Source organism: Pseudoalteromonas sp. J2K-J599 (genome assembly GCF_059295115.2).
This window is the reverse complement of record NZ_CM200271.1, coordinates 235,442-257,854: the sequence shown is the minus strand read 5'-3', so window position 1 is coordinate 257,854 and position 22,413 is coordinate 235,442. Positions and strand designations below refer to the sequence as shown.

Here is a 22,413-nt window from a genome sequence, read left to right as displayed (position 1 = left end):
TGAATCAGTTTATAGAATTAATTGATAAAGCTAAGCCTATGTTAGTTAATATAAAAGCATTCCTTTAAAAGGCAGGTGAGTGTTTAAGCTGAATATTTTTTATGCTTTTATTTGAATTACTCAGCAATCATAACTATTGTTTTTAAACCACCTTAATAGTAGTATTTATCATATAAATACACTTTTCGAGAAATAACATGAAAGTTTTAGTTACTGGCGGCATGGGTTACATAGGTAGCCACACATGTATTGCATTGCATGAAGCAGGTATTACACCTGTTATTTATGATAACTTGTCTAATGCAAGTGCGCGGGTACTTGACCAACTCGAAAAGATTACGGGTACTCGGTTTGAGTTTATTTTGGGGGACATACAAGACGAGCAACAGTTTAAGCTCGCTCTAAAACACACTAAAGCCGAAGCTGTCTTTCACTTTGCAGCTTTAAAAGCCGTTGGCGAATCTACCGAGCAACCGCTGCGTTATTATCAAAATAACGTGTCGGGAACATTAAGCATGCTACAAAACATGCAAGATGAAGGCGTTAACCATATTATATTTAGCTCATCGGCTACTGTGTACGGCGAGCCAGACTACCTCCCTATTGACGAAAAGCATCCTATACGCGCAACTAATCCTTATGGTTGGACTAAAGTCATGGTTGAACAAGCCATGCAAGACGTATGTAATGCCAACAGTCAATTTATGGGTATTGCGCTTCGTTACTTTAACCCAGTAGGTGCACACCCAAGTGGTTTATTAGGTGAAAGCCCTAATGGTATTCCTAATAACTTAATGCCCTTTATTGCTCAAACTGCAGTAGGTAAACGTGACGTGGTCAATATTTTTGGTGATGACTACGACACCGAAGATGGCACAGGCGTGCGCGACTATATTCATGTTTTAGATTTAGCTAAAGGTCATGTTGCGGCATTTATGCAGCATAAAACAGATACCGCCTTTCATGCTTACAACTTAGGCACAGGGCAAGGTTATTCTGTGCTTGATATGATCAACGCATTTAGCGCATCAGCCAATAAAGATATTCCGTATAAGATTGCACCGCGCCGAGCAGGTGATATTGCCTGTAACTACGCCGATGCTACAAAAGCGCAAAACACACTTAACTGGTACGCAGAACTAACACTTAGCGACATGACAAATGACACATGGCGCTGGCAAACTAATTACCCAAGTGGGTTGGAGAGTTAACATGGCTTTATTAGAAAGTACTCACAGACGTAAAAATCCGCTAACGGGTCGTTGGGTATTAGTGTCACCACATCGTAATAACCGTCCATGGTTAGGCGCAACAGAAGCCGTTAACGAAAACGTACTACCAAAACACGATGAAAACTGCCCACTTTGCCCAAGTAATACCCGTGCAAATGGCGACAGTAACCCTGATTATAAATACACACACGTATTTAGAAATGACTTTGGTGCATTAACGCCTAATGCCAGCGAGCAATTACAAAGCTTAGAATCAGACAGCGATTTATTTATTGCCGACGAAGCCAGTGGCGAATGCCGCGTAATTTGTTTTTCTCCAGAGCATAATAAAACACTACCAGAGCTTAGCCAAAACGCATTGCACGAAGTAGTGAAAACCTGGAAACAAAATTACACAGAGCTTGCACAGCAGTACGAATGCGTACAAGTTTTTGAAAATAAAGGCGAGATAATGGGTTGTTCGCAACCTCATCCTCACGGCCAAGTATGGGCCCACTCGCATTTATCAACCGAAATAGAAGCCGAAGATACCCAGCAGCTTGCTTATTATAAAAAGCATGGTACAGCTATGCTTGCCGATTACGCACAAAAAGAGCAAGCAGATCAAACACGTGTTGTATTTGAAAACGAACATTGGCTTGTTGTTGTGCCATTTTGGGCTGCGTGGCCGTTTGAAACAATGCTAGTAACTAAAGATAATATTCAAAACTTTAGCCAGCTAAACGATGTCCAAACCGACTCTTTGGCACAGGCACTTAAAGTATTAACCACTAAGTACGACAACGTATTTAATTGCAGCTTCCCATACTCAATGGGATGGCACAATGCACCGGCTAACAGAGGCTCTGATGAGCAACATTGGCGTTTGCATGCCCATTTTTATCCGCCGCTACTTCGCTCTGCTACTGTTAAAAAACACATGGTAGGCTACGAAATGCTAGGCGAAAGCCAACGCGATTTAAGCGCAGAAACCGCTGCTTCTATTTTAAAAGCAGCCAGTACAACACACTATAAAGATACAGCAGGACACACAGATGAAGCTTAACGAATTCCAACAACAATTTTTGTCACTGTATGGTGCGCCTGCTCAAGGTATTGCAGCAGCACCGGGGCGTGTAAACCTTATTGGCGAATTTACCGACTACAACGACGGTTTTGTTTTACCCTGTTCGTTAGAGTTTCGTACCCAAGTGATGTTTAAAGAGCGCGACGACAATATTATTACTGTGCATTCTTTAAATTACCCAGGCGAAAAAGACAGCTTTAGTGTTGATGAAGAAATCACTGAAGGCCAGTCGCAATGGGGTAACTACATTCGTGCTGTTACTTATGTTCTTAAAAGAGCGGGCTACACACTGCGTGGTGCCGACCTACTAATTGACAGCAACTTACCGCAAGGTAGTGGCTTGTCGTCATCGGCCGCACTAGAAGTTGCTGTAGGCGGTATGTTTAACCATATTGCACAGCTTGGTTTACCGCCAGAGCAAATTGCGCTATTTGGCCAAGAAGCCGAAAACGACTTTATGCATTGCCAATGCGGCATTATGGATCAGCTTATTTCAGCTAAAGGCGAGAACGGTCATGCACTATTAATCGACTGTGAAAACCTCGCAACCAAATCAGTTAAAGTTCCTGATGATTTAAATATTGTTATTGTTAATTCAAACTACCCGCGTAAGTTGGTTGATAGCGAATACAACCAGCGCCGCATTGACTGCGAACAAGCTGCTGTAAAAATGGGTGTAGAAACACTTCGCCAAGCCACCATGGCTGGCCTGCAAGCAGTAAAAGCGACATTAAGCGAAAACGAATATAAACGTGCACACCACGTAATTAGCGAAAACGACCGTGTAATTGCAGCAACTACTGCACTACAAAATAACGATATGGATGCACTTCGTACGCTAATGGCTGCATCGCATCAATCTCTTAAACACGACTTTGAAGTAACCGTACCTGCAACCGATGGCCTAGTAGAAATTTGTAAAGAAGCGATGGGCGATCGCGGCGCAGTACGTATGACGGGTGGCGGCTTTGGTGGCGCAATTGTATGTTTGTGTCGCGATGCGGAAGTACCACTAATTAAAGCAGCGGTAGAAAAGCATTACTTTGAGCGTTTTAGCCTAAATGCTGATATTTACGTATGTTCAGCGGGTTCAGGATTACAAATAACGTCTTTTTAAATAAACTTAAGGAATAAGCATGGCAAAGGTTAATTGGGGAATTATTGGGTGTGGCAATATAGCTCACACCTTTGCTAAAAGCATTGCGCATTGCAGTGATGCACAGCTTATTGGCGCTGCATCAACGAGTGAGCAGCGCGCTAAAGAATTTGCCACACCGTACAATATTCAAGGCTATGAGAGCTATCAAGCTCTTATGCAATGCCCAAATATAGATGCTATTTATATTGCCAATACGCACGATCAACACTTTAAAACTATCGCCCAATGCTTAAAACACAATAAGCACGTGCTAAGCGAAAAACCAATTACCGTTAATGCTAAGCAGTTGCAAAGTCTCACTGAGCTTGCAAAACAACAAAACTGCTTTTTAATGGAAGGCGTTTGGATGCGGTTTTTACCAGCCATAGTAAAATTACAACAGCTCCTAAGTGAAGGTGTTATTGGTAATGTGCACAGTGTTAATGCCAACTTTAGTTTACCTGGCAGCTTTGCCGACACTCACCGATTAATGAACCCTGTAACAGCGGGTGGCGCCCTGCTCGATTTAGGTATTTATCCTATTTCGATTGCTGATGTGGTATTTAATAAAGCCCCTGAACACATCAACTCCTTTGTACATAAAAGCACAACCGGCGTTGATGAGCGAAGCACTGCTATAGTTGATTACGGTAACGGGCAATTTGCATCTCTTGCCAGCGCACTGCAGCAAAATGGCCCAACAGAAGCATGTATTAATGGTGAGCTTGGCTATATTCGAATACCTCAGTTTGTAGGTGCACAAACGCTAGAGCTACACATAAAAGACCAAGACCCTCAGTACTTTGAATACAACTTTAGTGACGATGAAAACTTTAAGTTTGAAATTGCACATGTAACGCAGTGTATATTACAAAAACAAACCCAAAGCAGCGTGTTGCCCCTCAGTACTAGCTTACGAGTTATGAACATAATGGATACCTTGCGAGCACAGTGGCTGCTGCAATATAGCAATGTCGTCGAGTCGGCTGAACTGACAAATTAAAAAATAAAAATACACAACAAGGACACACAATGACACACACACTCAAGGCGCTTTCAAAAGCCATATTACTTGCAACGTGCAGTTTATCTGCCAGTGTAGCTGTTGCTGAATCTAATAAACCAGAGCAGCTATACCCGCCAATCACTAGCGAAGTACTGCCAGAGCTTGCAGCTAAAGGTAGCTACAATGTAGGTGTGCAAACACTTGATTTAGTTAACCCTGCGCAATTTGACCCCGCTATACAAGGTCAAAAAGACCGTCCTTTAAAAGTAGAGGTGTGGTATCCGGCTGCAAATACAGCAAAAGCGCCACTTAGCAGCTACACAGATGAAACTCGCTCAGGTAAAGAGTTTACTTTGCAAGCCGATGCAATGCGTGATGTCGCCATTAATAATAAAGAGCACTACCCTGTCATTGTGCTTTCACACGGTTATACCGGTTACCGTACAATTATGTACTACCTTGGCGAGCATTTAGCGTCGCACGGTTACATTGTGGTAGCTATTGACCATACTGACTCAACCAATGCCGATGTTGATTTTGAAAACGCACCGTTTTCTGGCTTTTTTAGCACGCTTATAAATCGCTCACGCGATCAGCAGTTTGTAATTAATTACTTTAATGAGCAAAACAACTTTGCCAGCAAGCAAGTAGATAACAAAAGCGCAGGTGTAATTGGTTACTCAATGGGTGGCTATGGCGCGGTAAATACAATAGGTGGTTGTTTCGCTTTCAATGAGCAAACTACGGCTATGTTTACGGGTATGAAAGACCCAGCTCAAATTAAACAAGTACAGCAATTACTAAACAGCTGCGCTGGTGGACAATACCAAAATCCTAAAGTAGACCCTCGTATAAAAGCCATGGTGGCCTTTGCACCGTGGGGCGGACAGCACGCTATATTTGATGCCAAAGCAATGGAAAATATTAAAGTACCTTCGCTTTATGTAGCCGGTAACTTAGATGACATTTCAGGCTATGAAGGCATTAAAAGTCTTTATGAACAAACAGGCAGCAAATATAAGTACATGCTTACTTACAAAAATGCACGCCATAATATTGCACCACACCCAGCCCCTGCTATTGCACAAAGCAGCAGTGAGCTAGATATCGGCCATTACTACGAGCCTTCGTGGTCTATGCGCACACTAAACGAGACCAACAAACACTTTGTACTTGCCATGATGGATTGCCACGTAAAAGGCATAGACCGCGAGTGTAAATACTTAGATTTACCACAAAACGGCGACCAAGCTGTTGTTGATGGTAAGCCGCTGCCACAGTGGCGCGGGTTTGATAATCGCTTTTCTACCGGTATGGATTGGCAACAAGCTAAACCTCACACCAAGTAATAATAAGCTTTAAGCGGTTGTTTTAATCAATAGCCGCATACGCCCTTAAAATAATGCAAAAATAAAACGCCTTTTATATAAAAGAGTTACCAGCAAATATTGGCGTGTTTATTTTTTAATCTGCTATTTTAAGAAAAAACCATTGCCATTAACTTCGGTTAAAGGCAATCTAGTCATATATAAGATAAGATAAATAACACAAATATCATGTCCAAATACATACTCTCAATTGATCAAGGAACCACAAGCTCTCGGGCCATCTTGTTTACAAAAGATGCAGACGTTTTTGGTACAGCACAACAAGAATTTTCGCAGCATTTTCCACAAAATGGTTGGGTAGAACACGACCCTAACGATATTTGGCAAACAGTGCTTAGCACTAGTCGCGAAGTGTTAACTAAAAACGATGTAAAGCCTGAAGAAATTATTGCCATTGGTATCACCAATCAGCGCGAAACCACTTTGGTATGGAACAAAAAAACAGGCAAAACAATTTATAACGCTATTGTATGGCAAGACCGTCGCACCAGTGACTATTGCGAAAGCCTAACAACTGATGAGCTTTGCCAAACTATAAGCGATAAAACAGGCTTACTGCTCGACCCTTATTTTTCGGCCACTAAAATTCGTTGGATTTTAGATAACGTTGAAGGCGCACGCGAACAGGCCCTTGCAGGTGAGCTCGCCTTCGGTACGGTTGACACTTACCTACTTTGGCAGCTAACAGGCGGCAAAGAGCACCGCACCGATGCAACCAATGCATCGCGCACCATGTTATTTAATATTCACACCCAGCAGTGGGATCAAGAGCTTCTAGAGTTATTCGATATCCCAGAATCTATGCTGCCAGAAGTAATGGATTCTGCTGACGAGTTTGGTTCAACCAGCGCTGATATTTTTGGTGCGCCAATTCGTGTTTGTGGTATTGCAGGCGATCAACAAGCTGCGCTTGTAGGACACGCATGTTTTGAACAAGGCATGGCTAAAAGTACTTACGGTACTGGCTGTTTTTTAATGCTTAACACTGGCGAAAAAGCACTGACCTCAGAAAACCGCTTACTGACCACTGTTGCTTATAGATTAAACGGCAAGCCAACTTACGCCATTGAAGGCAGTATATTTATGGCTGGCGCAACTATGCAGTGGATTGTTGAAGGCTTAAAACTACTTAGCCATGCTGGCGAAAGTGAGTCGATGGTTAAAGATGTACCGCTCGATCATGGTGTTTTTTTAGTGCCTTCGTTTACTGGTTTAGGCGCTCCTTACTGGGACCCTAATGCACGCGGCGCTATTTTAGGGCTAACACGCGACTCTGGTATTAGCACTATTGTTGCTGCAGCGCTGCAATCAGTTGGTTACCAGACCAAAGATTTACAAAAAGCGATGGAGCGTGATGGCCTTCGCCCAAGTGTGCTTCGTGTAGATGGCGGTATGGTAAAAAATAATTGGGTTATGACCTTTTTATCAAACATTTTAGGTGCAACAGTTGAGCGCCCAACAGTGACCGAAACCACTTCTTTAGGGGTCGCTTATTTAGCAGGCTTGCAAGCAGGTGTGTACGAGTCAACTGAACAGTTATCTAAAATGTGGACATGCGACCGTCGCTTTGAGCCCACCATGAGTGCCGACGAGCGTAACGATCTATACGCAAAATGGCAGCACTGCGTAGCTCAAGTCTGCTTAACGAATAAAAACTGCCCGCAGTAAATACCAAGTGGCTAAGGCCAGTACTTTAGCCACTTTGCTTTTTAACTTAGCTAAATGCTAGATTTAAAAGGCATGCTTTACTGCTTAAAATTGAAAATGGATTGGCGTCAAAATTAACGAATAAAAAACTGGGTTTTCTATTGTCAAATGAAAACAGCAGCTTTATGATGATTATGTCTTATTTATATTACAAATAAAAAGGTTAGCTCGGTGGAATTAGCAGATAACGAATATGACTTACTAGTCATCGGTGGCGGTGTAAACGGCACTGGAATAGCAGCTGATGCAGCTGGCAGAGGGTTAAAAGTTCTATTGTGCGAACAATCAGACCTTGCCTGTGCAACATCTTCAAACAGTTCTAAGCTGATCCACGGCGGTCTGCGCTACCTTGAGCATTACGAATTTAGATTAGTAAAAGAAGCGCTAGCAGAGCGTGAAGTGCTACTTAAAAACGCACCTCATATTATGTGGCCGCTAACCTTTAGATTGCCGCATCAAAAACACCTGCGCCCTGCGTGGATGATTCGCATTGGCTTGTTTATGTATGACAACCTAGCAAAACGCGAAACACTTGCGGGTTCTCGAAGCATTAAATTTGGTGAAAATAGCGTTTTAGAACCCTCTATTACTAAAGGTTTTGAATACTCAGATGGCTGGGTTGATGACTCTCGGCTAGTCGTTTTAAACGCCCTAGCAGCGCAACAAAAAGGTGCTGTTATTACCACGCAAACTAAGTGTGTAAATGCTAAACGAGAGCAAGGTAAATGGCAGGTAACCCTTGAGCAGCAAAAGAGTAAAGCTAAATACACCATTTCTGCCAAAGGCATTGTTAATGCTGCGGGTCCTTGGGTTGCTAAATTATTTGACGAAGCACTAACAGAAAAATCACCACAAAATATTCGCCTTGTAAAAGGTAGCCACATTGTAGTGCCTCGTATTCACGATGAAAAACAAGCTTATATTTTACAAAATAAAGATCAGCGTATTGTGTTTGTTATTCCGTTTGAAGATGACTTCTCACTTATTGGCACAACCGATGTAGAACACAAAGGTGAAGCACAAGACGTTAAAATTAGTGATGAAGAAATTGATTACTTAATTGATATTACTAATACCTACTTTAAACAACCGATTAAACGCGAAGACATAGTACATACCTTTTCTGGTGTACGCCCATTACTTGATGACGAATCAGTTAATGCACAAGCCGTTACTCGCGATTATAAATTAGAGCTTTCGAGTGATGCTAAACAAACACCTCTACTGAGTGTGTTTGGCGGAAAAATTACAACTTATCGCAAACTTGCCGAAGCTGCGGTTAATAAGCTTGAAGATTTTTATCCGCAAATGAGCAATGCGTGGACCAAACATAGTCCGCTCCCTGGTGGTGATTTTAGCTCTGTAGAAGCACTTAAATCAGAGCTAAAAGCAAAATACGAATGGCTACCTGAAATAACACTTAAACGCTTTGTACGCACTTATGGTACTCGTGCTAAACATATTTTAGGTAGTGCAACTGGGTTGAGTGATTTAGGCCAAGATTTTGGCCATGGTTTATTTGCAGCAGAAGTAGATTACTTGCTAAATGAAGAGTGGGCAGAAAACGCATACAATATTTTATGGCGTCGCAGCAAATTAGGGCTACGCTTTAATGATGCGCAAGTTGCTGCGCTTAATGATTATATTGAGCATAACCAAGCAGCTAAAAGCGCTTAACTATCAAGTTATAATAGCTTCCTGTTAACCCCTTCATAATTTAACCGTTATAAAGGGGTTTATTTTTTTGACTCTAAATTAAATAAATAATTAAAGCCACTAAGCGTCGCTGTTTTAATATCAAACTCAACACACTTCACACCTATTTGGTTAAGCGCCGTAGTAAAACACTTATTCAGCTGTTTTGTGCCAATCACCACAACTTGTGTATCACTTAATAATTGCCATTCGCTAGCGTGGCGAGCTGCTCGTACATCGCTGCCAATTAATACACCCGATAAATAGGCTTTGGCTTGTACTGGCGTTAACTCCTTTGAAAGCTGGCGGGTACGCACACTAAAAATACCATGTGCCAAGTTACCGCTATCACTACCTAAAGTTAGCTCACAGCCTTGCTCAAATGCTTTAAAGTCAAACTCACCTTCTGCGCAGTCGTTAGGAATTAAAACACTTTGATGACATAACAAATCATATAACTCACCGGTCATGGCTGTTTTAAAGCAAATGATTTCGCCGTTGTTTATAAGCACCCATTTGGTATGTGTGCCAGGCAAACATAATAATATTTTACCTTGTTGATACTCTGGATTTTGTTTTAAAAACCCTAAAATTTGCAGCTCTTCGCCGCGCATTACATCAAATAAGCTATTTTGCAGCGTACACTTTGTGCCGGGTAACGCTTTAATAGTATGCCCATTGCAATCAAAACTAACCGCAGCATTAAGTAACCCCTCAGGATTAATTGGGCACTCTAAATAAGGCGTTTCGTGCCAGCCAATACTTGAGGTAATTTGCCCGGCAATATAAACGGGTAAACTACCATATTCTTGCTTCCACACCGCAATGGTGTCAATTAAGGTTTGCTCAAAATTTTGATTCGCCTTAACAACTCCTGGGCCATCACGCTGTGCTAGTAACTTAAGTGTTGATTGCGCATGTACTTCGCACAAATAAGCGCGTAAATGGCTCGTGCCCCAGTCAACAGCAATAAAAAGAGATGAAGTAGCCAAGCTTTAAAGCCTCCCACCGTCAATTTTAATACTTTGCCCGGTGATCATACTGCTTTCATCGGCGGCTAAAAAGAGTGCCAAATTAGCAACATCTTCAGGAGTTACTAATTTTTTAAGCGCCATGGCTTCCATCCACTTAACTTGCTCTTCTTCGGTAAACCAGCTTGCTAGTTGACGGTCGGTAGCCACCCACCCTGGTAAAATAGCGTTAACACGAATTCCAAACTCGCCATAATCGCGAGCCAGTGCCTTAGTCATACCAATAAGGCCTGCTTTTGCGGTTACATAGCCTGCCATTTGAGGTTGCCCCATAATAGCGTTAATAGAACTAAAGTTAATGATACTGCCCGCTCCATCGCTCTTCATAAAAGACATAGCAACTTGAGAGGCAAAAAATGCAGGGTTTAAGTTTATTTGTAAGCATTGATCCCAGTCTTGCACTGTAACGTCTTCGCTCGCTTGGCGGCGGTCGTTCGCTACATTATTAACTAGTACATTAATGGCACCAAAAGCGGCGCATGCATCCACAAGTGATTGCTGAAGTGCATGAGAGTCAGTTACATCAACTTGCCTATACCATAGTTTTGCATTGGGTAAATCACGAATAAGCGATTGCGCTGCCTTATCATCAATATCTATAAATGCTACTTTTGCATTTTGGTTTACAAAGGACTTAACCATTGCTCTACCAATGCCTGATGCACCGCCTGTAATAAAAATAACTTTACCAGAAAGACTATGATATTGAGCTAGGGTGTTCAAATTCAACTCTCCATACAGCGCATTTTCAATTTTAATTCAACCCTTTATAAACTTACATTTACAGTATAAAGAGCCAAACTAAGTTGTTATTGCTGTGCTAAAATATTTAACTAATTAAAAGTTTATATCATATCCTTAAGTACATTAATATGATATATGATATATAATAAAGCAATATATCAACTCGGAATCCTGCGCAATGAAAAGCCAACCCCGTCAAAATTTAACACAACAATTAACCCACGATTTGGGTTTTGCTATTGTGCGTGGTGTTTACCCTGTAAGCGAAGGCCTGCCTTCTGAAGCCGATTTATGTATAAAGTATGATGTAAGTCGCAGCGCTACCCGCGAAGCGGTAAAAATGCTCTCTGCTAAAGGGTTAATTTCATCGCGTCCTAAGCAAGGTATTCGTGTATTACCTGAAAGTAGCTGGAACATGTTTGATACCGACGTACTACGTTGGATTTTAAGCAGCAAGCCATCACTGTCGTTATTAAAAGAGTTTACTCAAGTACGCGTAGCCCTTGAACCACAAGCAGCCGCTCTTGCAGCACTAAATGCAACTGCTGAACAACTCGCTGATATAGATAGTGCCTTAGCCCGTATGGCTGAAGCAGACGAAGGTTTAGACGACCCATTAGAAGCCGACATTGCTTTTCATACCAGCATATTAGTGGCCAGTAACAATCGCTTTTTTGTGCAGTTAACTGAGTTTATTAGTACAGCCCTTAGAGTAAGTATTCGTTATACAAACCACATTAAAGGTGTACCGGGCGCAGATGTTGCTAAGCACGCTGATATTTTAGAGACCATAAAGTCACGCGACCCTGAGCGCGCTAAAAAAGCAGTAGAAACAATTTTAGAAGAAGCACTACAGTTAATTGAATCTAAATTAGTGTAATGTTAGTTCAACATATTATATAAATATTGAGTCCATAGAATTTACTCTTTGCAGTATATTTTATGGACTTTTTTATTGCCTATAAAACTTAAATTACAAGCATTAAAAAATCCGATATCAGTCTCCTGATATCGGATTTTTAATTATTTAAATCAGCTTAATAACTCGGGTTATTAACTAAGATAAAACGCCTTTTTACAGGCTAGAATTACAATCCTAATTTCTTCTCAAGATAGTGGATGTTAGTACCACCATTTTGGAAGTTTTCATCTGCAAGAATTCTCTTATGCAAAGGAGTATTAGTTTTAATTCCGTCAATTACTAGCTCGTTAAGTGCATTGCGCGCGCGGGCAATAGCTACGTCACGATTTTCACCGTAAGTGATTAACTTACCAATCATTGAATCGTAATGTGGTGGAACCGTATAGTCAGCGTAAATATGGCTGTCCCAACGAATACCTAAGCCACCAGCAGGATGGAAACGTGTAATTTTACCCGGTGAAGGGATAAACGTTTCAGGGTCTTCAGCATTAATACGACACTCAATAGCATGACCACGAATAACAACGTCGTCTTGCGTGAATGATAATGGTTGACCGGCAGCAATTTTTAACTGCTCTTTGATTAAATCAATACCAGTAACCATTTCAGTTACAGGGTGTTCAACCTGAATACGTGTATTCATTTCGATGAAGTAAAACTCGCCGTTTTCGTATAAAAACTCAAACGTACCTGCACCGCGGTATCCAATTTCGATACATGCACGTGTACAGCGTTCACCAATAAATTTACGTGTTTCTGCAGTAATACCTGGCGCTGGTGCTTCTTCAACTACTTTTTGGTGACGACGTTGCATAGAACAATCACGTTCACCTAAATGTACTGCATTACCTTGGCCATCTGCTAATACTTGAACTTCGATATGGCGTGGGTTTTCAAGGAATTTCTCCATGTAAACCATGCTATTACCAAAGAACTGCTTAGCTTCTTGCTGTGTTAATGCAATTGAATCAATAAGTTCAGCTTCGCTACGAACAACACGCATACCACGACCACCACCGCCACCAGCGGCTTTGATGATTACCGGGTAACCGATTCGTTTGGCGATTTGCATGTTACGTTCTTTATCATCTGATACCGGACCATCAGACCCTGGTACACATGGAACGCCTGCTTTACGCATTGCTGAAATAGCAGAAACTTTATCACCCATAAGGCGAATAGTGTCACCTTTTGGACCAATAAATACAAAACCACTTTGCTCAACTTGGTCGGCAAAATCAGCGTTTTCTGCAAGGAAACCGTAACCTGGATGAATCGCTACAGCGTCAGTTATTTCAGCCGCAGCAATAATGCGCGGGATATCTAAATAACTTTCAGTTGCTGATGGTCTACCAATACAGATGGTTTCATCTGCAAGCAATACATGCTTAAGATCGCGATCCGCCGTTGAATGCACAGCAACCGTTTTGATCCCAAGCTCTTTGCAGGCGCGCAATATACGAAGTGCAATTTCACCTCGGTTTGCAATGACTACTTTATCTAACATTAGAGTTGGCCTTTTAGGTTACGCTATTATTCAATGATGAATAGAGGTTGATCAAATTCTATTGGCTCGCCATTTTCAGCTAAGATAGCTCTTACTGTACCGGCTTTATCTGACTCAATTTGGTTCATCATTTTCATAGCTTCGATAATACAAAGCGTATCGCCAACTTTAACTTGCTGACCAACTTCTACATACGCTGGAGCTTCAGGAGACGCTGCTGCATAGAAAGATCCAACCATTGGTGATTTAACTTGATGGCCAGTAGGTTCTGCTGGAGCTGCTGCTTCAACTGCTACAGGAGCTGCTGCAACTGGAGCTGGGGCTGCTGGCGCCGGTGCATATTGCTGTGGAGCAAATTGCGGGTAACCAGGGCCTGCGCTCATGTTGTTACGGTTAATACGTACTGATTCTTCACCTTCAGTGATTTCTAGCTCAGCAATACCTGATTCTTCTACTAATTCGATAAGCTTCTTTATCTTGCGAATATCCATTACACGACCCGCCTGTTTGTTTGTGTGTTAATTTAAAATTAAATCGAGTTTTTCAACCGGCTCACAGCGGCATTTAATGCTGCGTGGTAACCCATTGCACCTAATCCACATATCACGCCTTGTGCCACATCAGAAAAATACGAATGATGACGAAAGGCTTCACGTGCGTGCACATTACTTAAGTGCACTTCAAAAAACGGAATATCAACACTTAGCAATGCATCACGTAATGCAACGCTTGTATGCGTAAATGCAGCAGGGTTAATTATTATGTAATCAACCGCTTGCCAAGCACTGTGTATTCGCTCAATGAGGGCTTGCTCACTATTACTTTGAAAATGTGCTAACTCAACATCTAGACTATCAGCGGCACTGGTTAGTTCGCTCATAATTTCACTTAGCGTTTGAAAACCGTATTTATCCGGTTCACGTTTGCCAAGCATGTTCAAATTTGGACCATTTATAACTAAAAGGTTAAATTTTGCAGCCATAATACGCGATATATCCTATAAGTAATGAGTTAAGCGGTTGCTAAGTAGTTTTTCGCTTTTAAGTAAGCAGAAAAAAGTAATGTAGCAACAAATTCTCACGTTAACCAACTATTATAGTGATTTCGATGTAAATAGCAGCAAAATACTGGTCCAATCTCTGTTTTGGGAACGGATAACTAGGAGGGAGTCGTAAGCCACTTGGTATATCCAAGTGGCTCTATTGCACTATTATTGTGCGCTGGCGCGCACTGTAGCAAGGTGTTTAGCAAAATCTTCTGCGTTTAAAAAGCCGGTTACACGTTGTGTAGTTAGCTCTTTACCTTGGGTGTTAAAAAACAAAATACTAGGTAAACCAAACACGGTGTACTCTTCCATTAACTCAATTGTTTTATTGTCACTGTTAGTTAAATCAACTTGAATTAGCTGATAATGGCTAAATTCACTTTGCACTTTGGCATCTGGAAACGTGTAATGCTCAAACTCTTTACACGCCACACACCAGTCGGCATATAAGTCGACCATAACCATTCGACCTTCATTACTCGCTTGCGCTACGGCTTCTTTTAGCTCAGCTAAATCCGCCACCTTTTTAAACTCATTACTTTGCGAGCTTACTTGCATAGCTTGTACTGGCCAAAAGTAGTTTTTAGTTAACGTAAACCCTGTCATAACTAATAGCGTTGCAGCAAACCATAATGCAGTTTTTAACTTGCTTTGTGTTTGGCTACTTTGCCAGTGATGTAGATAAAGTGCCGTTGCTAATGCAAGCACACCTGCCATTAATAATATAATGTCGGCGCTGATTAGGCGCTCAAGTAATATAAGCGGCACAACAAGCATTACAAAGCCAAACAAGGTTTTAACTTGCTCCATCCAACCACCTGCTTTAGGAAGCAACTTACCGCCAGATGTACCAAGTAATAAAAGTGGTAACCCCATACCTAAACTAAGCACGTATAGTGTTAAACCACCTACTAAGTAATCACCACTTTGCGCAACAAATAAGAGCGCCGCCGACAGTGGCGCAGTAGTACACGGTGATGCAATTAGCCCCGACAGTACGCCCATTAAAAATACGCCAACGTAGTTGCCGCCTTTTTGATTGTTACTTACTTGGGTTAGCTTGCTCATCATACTGCTTGGCAATTTAATTTCGTACCAACCAAACATCGACATAGCCAATAATACAAATAGTAAACTAAAGCTAACTAATACAAATGGATGCTGTAAATACCCCTGCACTTGCCCACCAAGCGCCGCAACAACTAAGCCTAGTGCTGCATAGGTAACTGCCATGCCTTGTATATATACAAACGATAGTGCAAACGCTTTTTTAGTTGAAAGGTTTTGCTGACCCGCAATTAAGCTCGACAAAATAGGAAACATTGGAAATACGCAAGGCGTAAAAGCAAGGCCTACACCAACAACAAAAAATATAAGTAAATTAGTTATTAAGCCCTGACTTGCTAATTGCTCAGTAAAGGTGAGTTCTTTTTCGGCATCATCCGAATTTGTTGTAGGTTCAGTAGCTGGCTCGTTGAGTGCTGCAAATGTACTTTGCGCTGTTGCCGCTTTATCGGTAGCGCTATTTTGATCTACATTTTTAATCTGTTCGCCACTAATTACACTTAGCGGAATACTGATAACTTCTGGCGGATAACAAAGCCCTGCTTTTGCACAGCCTTGGTAACGAACTTTAACCACGGCGTCTTCGGTTACATTGCCTAGCTTACTAATAATACTCGCAGAATTAAAAAACACCTCTGTTTTGCCAAAAAATTCATCTTCAATAATTTCGCCACTGCCGGAGTCGCCTACTTGAATGTTTGCACCTTTGGCGATAATTTCTATTTTCTTTTTATATAAATAATAGTCTGGCGCTATATCCCAACCTACAAACAAGGTACTGCCTTGTTGGTCAAAATCAAAAACAAACGCTTGGTCTACAGGTAAAAAAGTCTGTTGCGGAGGCCCAAGTAGATCACCAAGCACATTATTAGTCGCAGCCTTTACGGGTACGGTTAATAATGTAACCAACAATAAAAAGAAAAAACGCATTAATTCAGTACCTCGTCCATCCAATTAAAATACGCCAAATTACCTGTTGAAACTTCTACAACCTGAATCTCCGGCACTTCGTAGCTATGTAGTGCTTTTATTGTTAAAAACACATCGTTCATTTTATCTGCTTTTGTTTTTATAAGTAGCTTGGCTTCAGTTGCTTCTGCTACTTCGCCCTCCCACATATAAATAGAGCCCATGTTAGGTAAAATATTTACACAAGCTGCTAGCTTTTTTTCTACCAACGCCCTTGCTAGGCTACGTGCTTCTGCTTCATCTTTGCAGGTCGTAAAAATCATTTTAAAATGCGTAGTCATTATGAACCTATTCTTATTGGACAGTGTCTAGCTTCATAGTATCTGATAGCCGATACAATGTGTAGACGCTTAAATATCAGTAAAATGACTATACCTATGCCCTAACCTTGAAAAGAGACCTAGTCACCCTCATTTATATTTCATCAACTCTTTTGAGTGTCATTATTTAGAGAGCGCTATGTTTAGATTTTTATTTGTGTTGTTTATCATCATCCCTATTATCGAAATCGCCTTACTGATTCAAGTAAGCGATGTGATTGGCGGATTTGCAACAATTGCACTTGTTGTTATTACCGCGATTTTAGGTGCCAAAATGGTTAAAACACAAGGTATGGGTGCGCTGCAAAACGTACAAGCGCAAATGGCGCAAGGGCAAATGCCAGCCAAAGAATTATTTACCGGAATATGCGTTGTAATTGCAGGGGTATTATTACTTACTCCTGGCATTATGACCGACGTGTTTGGGTTACTATTATTAACGCCTGCAATTCGTAACAAACTGGCCGCAGGCCTTGCTAGCCAAGCAACTGTTAGAATGAGCGCAGGTAGGCAACAAGGGCCATCGCCGTTTGCTGGGCAGCAACATGCTGAACGAGAGCAAGGGCAAATGGAACGACCAACGACTATTGATGGCGAATATGAGCGAAAAGATTAAAAATTTATCATTTTTTCTCTTGGAATTTTACACTCTACCCCCATTAATGAATGCAAATTAGAAAAGCTTTTTTCTGTACTGTTCAGAAACTGTTAGGAGAACTAAAAAACATGAACATTCGTCCTTTACAAGATCGCGTAATCGTTAAACGTCTAGAAGAAGAAACAAAATCTGCTGGCGGTATTGTATTAACTGGCTCTGCAGCTGAAAAATCAACTCGCGGAGAAGTTGTAGCCGTAGGTAATGGTCGCGTTTTAGATAACGGTGACGTGAGAGCGTTAGAAGTTAAAGCCGGTGACACTGTGTTATTTGGCTCATATGTTGAAAAAGTTGAAAAGATCGAAGGTCAAGAGTACCTGATCATGCGTGAAGATAATATTTTAGGCATTGTAGGCTAAACCTACTTTTCGTTTATAAACATTTAAGAATTTAGAGGAATTTAAAACATGGCAGCAAAAGAAGTACTTTTTGCAGGTGACGCACGCGCTAAAATGCTAACTGGCGTAAACATCCTGGCAAATGCAGTAAAAGTTACATTAGGTCCTAAAGGCCGTAACGTTGTACTAGACAAATCATTTGGATCTCCAGTTATCACTAAAGATGGTGTATCTGTAGCAAAAGAAATCGAACTTGAAGACAAGTTTGAGAACATGGGCGCACAAATGGTTAAAGAAGTTGCATCTAAAGCAAATGATGCAGCCGGCGATGGTACAACTACCGCTACAGTACTTGCACAGTCTATTGTTAATGAAGGCCTTAAAGCTGTTGCAGCAGGCATGAATCCGATGGATCTTAAGCGCGGCATCGACAAAGCAGTTATTGCTGCTGTTGCAGAGCTTAAAGCGTTATCTGTTCCTTGTTCTGATACTAAAGCAATTGCACAAGTAGGTACTATTTCAGCTAACTCTGATCAAGAGATTGGTAATATCATTGCTCAAGCAATGGAAAAAGTAGGCCGCAACAGTGGTGTTATTACTGTAGAAGAAGGTCAATCACTTGAAAACGAACTAGATGTTGTTGAAGGCATGCAGTTTGACCGTGGTTACTTATCTCCTTACTTTATCAACAGCCCAGAAAAAGGCACTGTTGAACTAGATAACCCATTTATTCTACTTGTAGATAAAAAAATATCTAACATCCGCGAATTATTACCAACATTAGAAGCGGTTGCTAAAGCAAGTAAACCACTACTAATCATTGCAGAAGACCTTGAAGGCGAAGCACTAGCTACATTAGTAGTTAATAACATGCGCGGTATTGTTAAAGTATCAGCTGTTAAAGCACCTGGATTTGGCGATCGTCGTAAAGCAATGCTACAAGATATCGCTGTATTAACTGGCGGTACTGTTATTTCTGAAGAAATCGGCTTAGAGCTTGAAAAAGCAACAGTTGAAGACCTAGGTACAGCTAAACGCGTAATTATCACTAAAGATGATACAACTATCATTGATGGTGCTGGTGAAGAAGCTGGTATTACTGGTCGTGTTTCTCAAATTAAAGCACAAATTGAAGAAGCTACATCAGACTACGATAAAGAAAAACTTCAAGAGCGCATGGCTAAACTAGCTGGCGGTGTTGCAGTAATCAAAGTAGGTGCTGCTACTGAAATCGAAATGAAAGAGAAAAAAGACCGCGTTGAAGATGCATTAAATGCAACTCGTGCAGCGGTTGAAGAAGGCGTAGTACCTGGCGGCGGTGTTGCACTTGTACGTGCTGCTAGCAAGCTAGCTGATTTAGTTGGCGACAACGAAGATCAAAACCACGGTATTAAAGTTGCACTTCGTGCGATGGAAGCACCACTTCGTCAAATCGTAACTAACGCAGGCGACGAAGCATCAGTTGTAATTAACGCAGTTAAAGGCGGCGATGGTAACTACGGTTACAACGCAGCAACTGGCGAATACAACGACATGATTGAAATGGGTATCCTAGATCCAACTAAAGTAACACGCTCTGCGCTACAGTTTGCAGGGTCTATTGCGGGTCTAATGATCACTACTGAAGCAATGGTAGCTGAAATCCCTAAAGACGAATCTGCTGGTGCACCTGATATGGGCGGCATGGGCGGAATGGGTGGTATGGGCGGCATGATGTAATCATCCCCTAAACACCTAGCTCAAATAAAAACCCAGCTTCGGCTGGGTTTTTAGCTATTGGGCACAAATAAAGTAAAAGCCACAGGTGTGGCTAATTAATAAAATGACTTCGCGTATCCCTTTGCTTCTTAAATGCATGCCAAGCCATACTCAGAGTTAATTTTATTTATTAAAAATTATTAAGGATATTAAGATGAATAAAAAACCTGAACTAATCATCTCATCACTCGATACAGATAGATTGTATGACTTAATGGAATCATTGCCTGCAGGTAGCTTTGCTAATAAAGAAGAATTGGAAGCTGAACTGGCACGAGCGACAATAGTCGAACCTAAAGATATGCCATCGTCAGTTGTAACAATGAACTCAACTGTAAACTTTATTGTTGAGTCTTCTAAAGAAGAATTTACGTTAACCTTAGTGTACCCAAAAAACAGTGACTCTAGCGGCGATAAAATATCGATATTATCCCCCGTTGGTAGCGCATTACTTGGACTAAACCAAGGCGACGAAATTGAGTGGCCTAAACCGAGTGGCGGCTTAATAAAGGTAAAAATAAAAGAAGTAACCTATCAACCAGAACGTGCTGGTGAATTACACAGATAAACACTTTATGCACTTAGTACTAAAAATCGATTTAAAGTAAACCCAGCCTCGGCTGGGTTTTGCTTTTTATTATAAAGCAGATTGATACTGTTTAATTTATACCTATAACTAAGTTGCATACTGCGGGCATATACCCTGCGTAATCGTTTACTAAATATGATAAAAAGCACATTTATTTAATAGTACGGAGTGAGCTAAACATGGCTAACGTTCAACAGCATATCGGCAGCATTGCATTAGTTGTTAAGGACTACGACGATGCCATTGAGTTTTATACTCAAAAGCTCAACTTTAAGTTAGTCGAGGATACTAACTTAGGAGAGGGTAAACGCTGGGTATTAATTTCACCTCCAAATTCAAACGGGGCTTGTTCAAACAGAGCTAATTCGAGCAGGACTAATCTACTGCTTGCTAAAGCCACAACGCCCGAACAAATTAGCGCTATTGGTAATCAAACGGGTGGTCGCGTGTTTTTATTTTTGCATACTAATGATTTCTGGCGAGATTATAATTTAATGCTTTCTAAAGGCGTTACATTTAACGAAGAGCCTAGAGTAGAACCCTATGGCACCGTAGTGGTTTTTGAAGACCTATATGGTACAAAATGGGATTTATTACAGCTTAATAATTAGTTATGTAAAGTGACGCTTAAACTCACGTCACTTTATTAACTAACTCTCTTACAATTGGGAATAGATCACTGGGTAGCATTCCCCTTTGCCCGTCTCGCTCACTTGCGATATCACCGGCTTTAGCGTGCAGTGTTACGCCATAGCGTGCTGCTTCATCAATATTTAAACCTTGAGCAAGTAATGCCCCAATAATACCAGTGAGTACGTCGCCACTGCCGCCAACTGCCAGTGCTGGGTTGCCATCTTCACATACCCACGTGTGCTGGGCATTATCAATTAATGTTCCAGCGCCTTTTAATACACAAGTCGCGTTATAGCGCTTGGCGCAAAGGCGGGCATAATTAAAACGGTCTGATTCTATGTCGCTAGTACTAACACTTAGCAGACGCGAAGCTTCGCCTGGATGTGGCGTAAGTACGCATTGCGCTAACATATACGATGAAGCTTGCTTAGCGAGTAAATTAAGGGCGTCTGCATCTATAACCAATGGCATTTTATTGTTTTGGCAATATTGCATTACTTCATCGAATGTTTGTTGTGCCCACTCGTCTTGCCCAAGCCCTGGGCCAATAACAACGCAGCTTGCCCACTCTAGCGCTTGATGTAAGTTATTACTGCTTACCATAAGTTCTGGTCTGCCAATACTAATAGGTGTTATTGAGCTTTCGTGTGTATACACTCTTACCATACCAGCACCCGTTCTAAGAGCTGCTTCACTACTTAACCTAATTGCACCTGCAGTACCTTGATTGCCACCAACACATAAAAGCTTGCCATGGCTGCCTTTGTGACTATTGATTGCCCGCGTGGCAATTCCTTTAAAGCTATTAATATTTATCAAGGTACCTGATGATTGAGCTATACAAGTAAACGCATCGCCAATTGCTAAATCATCAAAAACTAACTTACCGCTATGTTGTTTACCTGCCGTCGTTGTGAGCCCTTGCTTTATACCTACAAAAGTAACGGTTGAAGTAGCTTGTACTGCGCACCCTAAAGGCTGTCCTGTATTTGCTTCAATGCCTGATGGAATATCAATGCTTATTACGGGCTTACCACTGTTATTTACAGCGTTAATTATATTCGCAAAATTATCGCGCACGGCGCTATTAAGCCCAGTACCAAGGAGCGCATCAATAACGATATCGCACTCATTAAGAGCATCTTTTGTAAAATGAGAAACCACCCCACCCGCTTCTATCCATAGCTGCTGCGCTTTTGCAGTATCACCTTTTAATGTTTTTTCGGGTTCAGCAGCGCATACTGTTACCTTTTTACCTGATTGCATAATAAGCCTAGCTACAACGTAACCGTCTCCAGCATTGTTACCATGGCCAACAATGACTAATGTATGCTGCGCATCAAATAACTGCCATTGCTTATATACAGCCTCTCCTGCCCGCTGCATTAGGGTAAATAAATCGCAATGACTATTTTTAGCCGCTAAAGCTTCATTATCTCTTACTTGTTGTGCGGTAAATAAGGTTTTATTAAGCATAAAGGCTCCTTTAATAGGTGATAGTTCACCTTATCAAATACTTATATCTAGCGGCTAGTTCTGTTGGCAATTTTAAATTGCAATTTTATTTAAAGTCTAACACTGCCACTTCAATTTAAGCATGGCTCA

At 41.3% G+C, this 22,413-nt stretch carries 21 protein-coding genes; 13 read left to right on the top strand and 8 right to left on the bottom strand.

What is annotated here, in order from left to right; genetic code table 11:
- Positions 1–197: 197 nt before the first annotated feature.
- The 7 genes from galE (at position 198) to glpD (ending at position 9,214) form a co-directional block, all read left to right on the top strand.
- A complete protein-coding gene (gene galE, locus AC5NT5_RS01170) occupies positions 198–1,211 on the top strand; it encodes a UDP-glucose 4-epimerase GalE (protein WP_149601995.1) in 1,014 nt (337 codons plus the stop codon).
- A gap of 1 nt (position 1,212) precedes the next feature.
- Positions 1,213–2,277 (top strand): UDP-glucose--hexose-1-phosphate uridylyltransferase, encoded by a 1,065-nt coding sequence (locus tag AC5NT5_RS01165; RefSeq protein ID WP_494514118.1) that lies wholly within the window; start codon positions 1,213–1,215, stop codon positions 2,275–2,277.
- A complete protein-coding gene (galK, locus tag AC5NT5_RS01160) occupies positions 2,267–3,415 on the top strand; it encodes a galactokinase (protein WP_200219755.1) in 1,149 nt (382 codons plus the stop codon). The genes AC5NT5_RS01165 and galK overlap by 11 nt, the downstream gene beginning before the upstream one ends.
- 19 nt (positions 3,416–3,434) lie before the next feature.
- Entirely contained in the window at positions 3,435–4,439 is a 1,005-nt protein-coding gene (locus tag AC5NT5_RS01155) for a Gfo/Idh/MocA family protein (RefSeq protein WP_494514119.1), read from the top strand.
- Between the two features lie 29 nt (positions 4,440–4,468).
- Complete coding sequence (locus tag AC5NT5_RS01150) at positions 4,469–5,791, top strand: alpha/beta hydrolase family protein (protein ID WP_494514120.1); 1,323 nt, start codon at positions 4,469–4,471, stop codon at positions 5,789–5,791.
- Between the two features lie 207 nt (positions 5,792–5,998).
- Positions 5,999–7,498, top strand: a complete 1,500-nt coding sequence (gene glpK, locus AC5NT5_RS01145) for a glycerol kinase GlpK (RefSeq protein WP_182754998.1) — start codon at positions 5,999–6,001, stop codon at positions 7,496–7,498.
- A 210-nt stretch (positions 7,499–7,708) separates the two neighbouring features.
- Positions 7,709–9,214, top strand: coding sequence for a glycerol-3-phosphate dehydrogenase (gene glpD / locus AC5NT5_RS01140; RefSeq protein WP_494514121.1), 1,506 nt, complete (start codon positions 7,709–7,711; stop codon positions 9,212–9,214).
- A gap of 59 nt (positions 9,215–9,273) precedes the next feature.
- On the opposite strand, the gene AC5NT5_RS01135 is transcribed toward glpD, so the two are convergent.
- Together AC5NT5_RS01135 and AC5NT5_RS01130 are read right to left on the bottom strand one after the other, a co-directional pair.
- Positions 9,274–10,224: a 2-dehydro-3-deoxygalactonokinase gene (locus AC5NT5_RS01135; protein WP_494514122.1), complete on the bottom strand. Its 951-nt coding sequence runs from the start codon at positions 10,222–10,224 to the stop codon at positions 9,274–9,276.
- 3 nt (positions 10,225–10,227) lie between these two features.
- Positions 10,228–10,986, bottom strand: coding sequence for an SDR family NAD(P)-dependent oxidoreductase (locus tag AC5NT5_RS01130; protein WP_149601989.1), 759 nt, complete (start codon positions 10,984–10,986; stop codon positions 10,228–10,230).
- A gap of 199 nt (positions 10,987–11,185) precedes the next feature.
- On the opposite strand from AC5NT5_RS01130, the gene AC5NT5_RS01125 reads away from it, so the two are divergent.
- Positions 11,186–11,887, top strand: coding sequence for a FadR/GntR family transcriptional regulator (locus AC5NT5_RS01125; protein ID WP_024596672.1), 702 nt, complete (start codon positions 11,186–11,188; stop codon positions 11,885–11,887).
- Positions 11,888–12,095: 208 nt separating this feature from the next.
- Here the strand turns inward: AC5NT5_RS01125 and accC are convergent, their stop codons facing one another.
- The 5 genes from accC to cutA all read right to left on the bottom strand — a co-directional run bounded on the left by accC (position 12,096) and on the right by cutA (position 16,796).
- Entirely contained in the window at positions 12,096–13,436 is a 1,341-nt protein-coding gene (gene accC / locus AC5NT5_RS01120; protein ID WP_474688709.1) for an acetyl-CoA carboxylase biotin carboxylase subunit, read from the bottom strand.
- A gap of 26 nt (positions 13,437–13,462) precedes the next feature.
- Entirely contained in the window at positions 13,463–13,927 is a 465-nt protein-coding gene (gene accB, locus AC5NT5_RS01115; RefSeq protein WP_002958842.1) for an acetyl-CoA carboxylase biotin carboxyl carrier protein, read from the bottom strand.
- Between the two features lie 38 nt (positions 13,928–13,965).
- Positions 13,966–14,418, bottom strand: coding sequence for a type II 3-dehydroquinate dehydratase (gene aroQ, locus AC5NT5_RS01110; RefSeq protein WP_002958841.1), 453 nt, complete (start codon positions 14,416–14,418; stop codon positions 13,966–13,968).
- Positions 14,419–14,646: 228 nt separating this feature from the next.
- Complete coding sequence (locus tag AC5NT5_RS01105; RefSeq protein ID WP_494514123.1) at positions 14,647–16,476, bottom strand: protein-disulfide reductase DsbD; 1,830 nt, start codon at positions 16,474–16,476, stop codon at positions 14,647–14,649.
- The gene (gene cutA / locus AC5NT5_RS01100) at positions 16,476–16,796 is read right to left on the bottom strand and encodes a divalent-cation tolerance protein CutA (RefSeq protein ID WP_494514124.1); all 321 of its coding nucleotides are present in this window, start codon (positions 16,794–16,796) and stop codon (positions 16,476–16,478) included. Before cutA ends, AC5NT5_RS01105 begins: the two co-directional genes overlap by 1 nt.
- Positions 16,797–16,974: 178 nt before the next feature.
- On the opposite strand from cutA, the gene AC5NT5_RS01095 reads away from it, so the two are divergent.
- The 5 genes from AC5NT5_RS01095 to AC5NT5_RS01075 all read left to right on the top strand — a co-directional run bounded on the left by AC5NT5_RS01095 (position 16,975) and on the right by AC5NT5_RS01075 (position 20,786).
- Positions 16,975–17,451, top strand: coding sequence for an FxsA family protein (locus AC5NT5_RS01095; protein ID WP_002958838.1), 477 nt, complete (start codon positions 16,975–16,977; stop codon positions 17,449–17,451).
- Between the two features lie 110 nt (positions 17,452–17,561).
- Positions 17,562–17,849, top strand: coding sequence for a co-chaperone GroES (locus AC5NT5_RS01090; RefSeq protein WP_002958836.1), 288 nt, complete (start codon positions 17,562–17,564; stop codon positions 17,847–17,849).
- 48 nt (positions 17,850–17,897) lie between these two features.
- Positions 17,898–19,547, top strand: a complete 1,650-nt coding sequence (gene groL / locus AC5NT5_RS01085; RefSeq protein ID WP_182674086.1) for a chaperonin GroEL — start codon at positions 17,898–17,900, stop codon at positions 19,545–19,547.
- A 193-nt stretch (positions 19,548–19,740) separates the two neighbouring features.
- Positions 19,741–20,154: a nucleoside diphosphate kinase regulator gene (gene rnk / locus AC5NT5_RS01080; RefSeq protein ID WP_494514125.1), complete on the top strand. Its 414-nt coding sequence runs from the start codon at positions 19,741–19,743 to the stop codon at positions 20,152–20,154.
- 200 nt (positions 20,155–20,354) lie between these two features.
- Entirely contained in the window at positions 20,355–20,786 is a 432-nt protein-coding gene (locus AC5NT5_RS01075) for a VOC family protein (RefSeq protein WP_494514126.1), read from the top strand.
- Positions 20,787–20,808: 22 nt separating this feature from the next.
- Here AC5NT5_RS01075 and AC5NT5_RS01070 read toward each other — a convergent pair whose 3' ends face one another.
- Complete coding sequence (locus AC5NT5_RS01070) at positions 20,809–22,284, bottom strand: NAD(P)H-hydrate dehydratase (protein ID WP_494514127.1); 1,476 nt, start codon at positions 22,282–22,284, stop codon at positions 20,809–20,811.
- Positions 22,285–22,413: the final 129 nt, after the last annotated feature.

What these genes read in the sequence shown, in the direction of transcription:
- galE (WP_149601995.1), top strand. Translation starts at nt 198, where the DNA reads ATGAAAGTTTTAGTTACTGGCGGCATGGGTTACATAGGTAGCCACACA.
- AC5NT5_RS01165 (WP_494514118.1), top strand. Translation starts at nt 1,213, where the DNA reads ATGGCTTTATTAGAAAGTACTCACAGACGTAAAAATCCGCTAACGGGT.
- galK (WP_200219755.1), top strand. Translation starts at nt 2,267, where the DNA reads ATGAAGCTTAACGAATTCCAACAACAATTTTTGTCACTGTATGGTGCG.
- AC5NT5_RS01155 (WP_494514119.1), top strand. Translation starts at nt 3,435, where the DNA reads ATGGCAAAGGTTAATTGGGGAATTATTGGGTGTGGCAATATAGCTCAC.
- AC5NT5_RS01150 (WP_494514120.1), top strand. Translation starts at nt 4,469, where the DNA reads ATGACACACACACTCAAGGCGCTTTCAAAAGCCATATTACTTGCAACG.
- glpK (WP_182754998.1), top strand. Translation starts at nt 5,999, where the DNA reads ATGTCCAAATACATACTCTCAATTGATCAAGGAACCACAAGCTCTCGG.
- AC5NT5_RS01125 (WP_024596672.1), top strand. Translation starts at nt 11,186, where the DNA reads ATGAAAAGCCAACCCCGTCAAAATTTAACACAACAATTAACCCACGAT.
- accC (WP_474688709.1), bottom strand. Translation starts at nt 13,436, where the DNA reads ATGTTAGATAAAGTAGTCATTGCAAACCGAGGTGAAATTGCACTTCGT.
- accB (WP_002958842.1), bottom strand. Translation starts at nt 13,927, where the DNA reads ATGGATATTCGCAAGATAAAGAAGCTTATCGAATTAGTAGAAGAATCA.
- aroQ (WP_002958841.1), bottom strand. Translation starts at nt 14,418, where the DNA reads ATGGCTGCAAAATTTAACCTTTTAGTTATAAATGGTCCAAATTTGAAC.
- AC5NT5_RS01105 (WP_494514123.1), bottom strand. Translation starts at nt 16,476, where the DNA reads ATGCGTTTTTTCTTTTTATTGTTGGTTACATTATTAACCGTACCCGTA.
- cutA (WP_494514124.1), bottom strand. Translation starts at nt 16,796, where the DNA reads ATGACTACGCATTTTAAAATGATTTTTACGACCTGCAAAGATGAAGCA.
- AC5NT5_RS01095 (WP_002958838.1), top strand. Translation starts at nt 16,975, where the DNA reads ATGTTTAGATTTTTATTTGTGTTGTTTATCATCATCCCTATTATCGAA.
- AC5NT5_RS01090 (WP_002958836.1), top strand. Translation starts at nt 17,562, where the DNA reads ATGAACATTCGTCCTTTACAAGATCGCGTAATCGTTAAACGTCTAGAA.
- groL (WP_182674086.1), top strand. Translation starts at nt 17,898, where the DNA reads ATGGCAGCAAAAGAAGTACTTTTTGCAGGTGACGCACGCGCTAAAATG.
- rnk (WP_494514125.1), top strand. Translation starts at nt 19,741, where the DNA reads ATGAATAAAAAACCTGAACTAATCATCTCATCACTCGATACAGATAGA.
- AC5NT5_RS01075 (WP_494514126.1), top strand. Translation starts at nt 20,355, where the DNA reads ATGGCTAACGTTCAACAGCATATCGGCAGCATTGCATTAGTTGTTAAG.
- AC5NT5_RS01070 (WP_494514127.1), bottom strand. Translation starts at nt 22,284, where the DNA reads ATGCTTAATAAAACCTTATTTACCGCACAACAAGTAAGAGATAATGAA.